The following is a 3,834-nucleotide window of genomic DNA, read 5'->3' as shown; positions in this document are numbered from 1 at the left end:
TATTTTTTCATTACAGTTTTTCCAAAATGAAAAAGTTGCTGATAAAATGATTCCAAGAACTGTTGTTGTATATATGGCAGATGATAAAAACGAAATTCTTTCAAATGAAGAAACGATTATAGGAGACTTAACAAATGATAATCCGAAAGAACGTGTGTTTACCATCCAATTTGCATTAAAGAACAAGCAGTATGATCGAAACAAAACATATTATCTTATTATCAAAGATATAGAAACGGATGTAATTGTAGAAAAAGTCACTTTTACAATCAATTTAGGAATTATCAGTGACTTTGATTTTTAAACGGAAGGAGGAATGGCTTTGGAACAAATCGAGATAACTAGACAGCTGGATAAAAAATTGAATGATGTTTTCGCGGGACGTGTCGTTCGGAAAGACTTAACAAAGATGATTAAAGAAGGAGCGAATGTTCCAGTTTATGTGCTTGAATATTTACTAGGAATGTATGCTGCTACAGATGATGAAGATAGCTTGGCGGAAGGTGTTGAGCGTGTAAAAAAGATATTATCTGAAAACTTTGTTCGACCAGATGAAGCGGAAAAAATTAAATCTCGGATTAGAGAGCTTGGTCAATATTCAATCATTGATAAGATTACGGTTAAATTAAATCCAAATCTTGATCGCTACGAAGCCGAATTTTCAAATTTAGGTTTAAAGGGCGTTCCAGTACCGGCCAATTATGTGAATGAATTTGATAAATTACTTGTCGGTGGTATTTGGTGCATGATTAAAATCGATTATTATTATGATGAAGAAGAACGCCATCATAGTCCATTTACGGTGAACACATTACAACCAATACAAATGCCAAACATGGATATGGATGAGATTTTTAAAGGGCGTGCTCAGTTTACGAAAGATGAGTGGATTGATGTGTTAATGCGCTCGATTGGAATGGAGCCAACGCAGCTAGAGGAACGTGTAAAATGGCACTTGTTATTACGTTTAGTTCCATTAGTGGAAAATAATTTTAATATGTGTGAATTGGGTCCACGAGGTACAGGAAAATCGCATGTATATAAAGAGCTTTCTCCGAATTCCATTCTTGTTTCAGGTGGTCAAACGACTGTAGCTAATCTTTTTTATAATATGGCATCTCGTACAATTGGACTGGTAGGTATGTGGGATTGTGTGGCATTTGATGAAGTGGCTGGGATCCGGTTTAAAGATAAAGACGGGATTCAGATTATGAAAGACTTTATGGCATCGGGTTCGTTTGCACGTGGTAAGGAAGAGAAGAACGCAAGTGCATCTATGGTATTTGTTGGAAACATCAATCAAAGTGTCGATGTTTTGCTGAAGACGTCTCATTTATTCGCTCCATTCCCGGAAGAAATGGCAAGTGATTCTGCGTTTTTTGATCGGATGCATTACTATTTACCTGGATGGGAAATCCCTAAGATGCGGCCAGACTTCTTCACGAATCGATATGGTTTTATAGTCGATTATATTGCTGAGTATTTTAGAGAAATGAGGAAACGGTCGTATACGGATGCGATTGATAAATACTTTAAGTTAGGCACCCATTTAAATCAGCGTGATACCATTGCTGTTCGAAAAACGGTATCTGGATTGATTAAATTAATCTATCCACATGGAGAATTTACGAAAGAAGATTTAGAAGAAATTGTTACATATGCATTAGAGGGACGCCGACGTGTCAAAGAACAATTGAAAAAAATAGGTGGCATGGAATTTTATGATGTCATGTTTTCCTACATAGATAAAGAAACGATGGATGAAGAATTTGTATCCGTACCTGAACAAGGCGGTGGAAAACTAATCCCTGAAGGCATGGGCAAACCTGGTCATGTATATGTTGCAGGTCAAAGTGATTCAGGAATGATTGGAATCTATAAATTAGAAAACCAAGTGGTAGGCGGAACTGGAAAATATGATAAATCGGGTGTCGGATCCCATCGAGGGGCTCGTGAAAGCTTAGATACAGCATTCCGATTTTTTGCAGCAAATAGTAAAAATGTTAGTAATTCGATTAGTACGAAAACAAAAGACTATTTAATGCATGTTAGTGATTTGCAAGGAATAGGTTTAACAGAAGAATTAGGAGTGGCTCAGTTAATTGGGCTTTGTTCAGGAGCAATGGAAAAACCCGTGCAAGAAAGTATGGTAGTTATAGGGAATATGACAGTAGGTGGTACAATTTCAAAAGTGGATGAGTTTGCTGATGTGTTGCAAGTATGTGTAGATGCTGGTGCCAAAAAAGTATTAATTCCAGCAGCATCTGTAGCGGATTTACAAACAGTACCGTCCGATTTATTAGTGAAAGTGCAGCCGGTGTTTTATTCCGATCCGATAGATGCGGTGTTTAAAGCGTTGGGGGTGGGGTGAAATTGAAGATGTATGCACTTAGTTAATCAATCATTTGAGAAGCAGAGGGATGTGAAGTTTTTTGGGATAATTATTTAATTACTTGGACGGGGGAGGATGTTGCATTATTAGGAAACGGTTTTAATCTTGATAGTGAATTAACATTTGTTGATAAAACGGGTGGTTTTGATTTTGAGGATTATCTAGCGAGTATGTTTGCAACATTGAATTATAGTGTTAAGAAAACAAATCAGTCTGGTGATTATGGTGCAGATTTATTTGTAATTTCCCCAGATAAAAGAAAAATTGTAATTCAAGCTAAAAGGTATAAAGCTGAATCTAAAGTTGGGGTTTCCGCGATTCAAGAGGTTTATGCTGCTAAGAGCTTTTATAAAGCAGATGAGGCTTAGGTAATCACTACTAGCGATTTTACATCTCAAGCTAAGAATTTGGCAAGAAAAGTTGGGGTTAAGTTAGGATCAAGAAGAGTGTTATCCGAAATAATTCATAAAGCATATGGTAATGGAAATTATAATAGAAAAAAAGTTTCTTATAAATCTGCAACAAATCCAGATCTTCTAAAAGCTTCTGAAAAGGCTATTAAAAATTATTCTCGATCAGCAAAGAAGATGAAATCTGACATTAAAAAAATTTCTCGTTCCTTTAGAAAAACAAAAAGGACTTTTCGAAAGATTAATAAATTATTTAAATAAATATTTCAAGGTGTGATCCCCAAACTTGAAGCTTAATGTGGTTCGAATAAAGGATTGGTGCAAAAGTATTTATTGACAGTATATTTTTTCATTTTATACTATAATTAGAAATAAGTACTTTAAGCAGCAATTGTTTAAGTAATGACAACTACAGACCTCATAAAAAGCGGCTGACCAGTTATAAATTACAAACAGAAGTAATCGTCAACAAGGTTGTGAGGACGACTACTTCTTTTTTTCTGTGAAAATGACGACGGTAACTATAAAACTAAGTACAGCTATTATTGATAAACTAAATTAGCTACTAGACTTAGAGCTTCCAATGTTGTCATTCTACCATCTCCCTACAATGAAGATGGTCAGCCGACCACTATACTTTTGTAGTTGTTGCTAGTATTCTAGAATTAATAGAACATTTTTTCTCGTCTTATCAGCTGAAAATCCTAGTGAATGACTCACTAGGAATTTTTTTAATTCATCTAGAACTAGCCGGGATTAGAGCGATGATATGGATCTAAAAACGAAGAGCTCTCTCTCCACCACTAAAATATGATATTATGGAGAAAGAATAAGTCAGGGAGGTTGTTAGCTATGGGGTCATGTAATATTGATCATTCTCTCGATGATTTAAAAAAGAAGTTTATGGAGCAAAGAACATTTTTACCTGAAAATTTAGTAGAAGGATTAGAAAGGGCTTTAACCGATGATTTATCGCAAGGTTCCTTGAATGATATTTTTCACTTGTTAAAAAAGTATGATCTTGCTTCTGAT

Annotated in this window: 3 protein-coding genes and 1 pseudogene; all 4 read left to right on the top strand. The window is 35.3% G+C overall.

Annotated features, from left to right (window positions below; genetic code table 11):
• Positions 1-304: pseudogene (locus tag ACPYKA_RS19615) on the top strand (BREX-1 system phosphatase PglZ type A); the annotation flags it as partial.
• An 18-nt stretch (positions 305-322) separates the two neighbouring features.
• Entirely contained in the window at positions 323-2,371 is a 2,049-nt protein-coding gene (gene brxL, locus ACPYKA_RS19610) for a protease Lon-related BREX system protein BrxL (RefSeq protein ID WP_479543880.1), read from the top strand.
• A gap of 77 nt (positions 2,372-2,448) precedes the next feature.
• The gene (locus ACPYKA_RS19605; protein ID WP_479543881.1) at positions 2,449-2,760 is read left to right on the top strand and encodes a restriction endonuclease; all 312 of its coding nucleotides are present in this window, start codon (positions 2,449-2,451) and stop codon (positions 2,758-2,760) included.
• Positions 2,761-3,654: 894 nt separating this feature from the next.
• Positions 3,655-3,834 (top strand): hypothetical protein (locus tag ACPYKA_RS19600; RefSeq protein ID WP_479543879.1); only part of this gene is annotated, 180 nt, incomplete at its 3' end.

This window comes from Pseudogracilibacillus amylolyticus (SeqCode) (genome assembly GCF_051918545.1).
GTDB lineage: Bacteria > Bacillota > Bacilli > Bacillales > Amphibacillaceae > Pseudogracilibacillus.
Note: the sequence above shows the minus strand (reverse complement) of the source record. Positions and strands in the feature narration are given on the sequence as shown.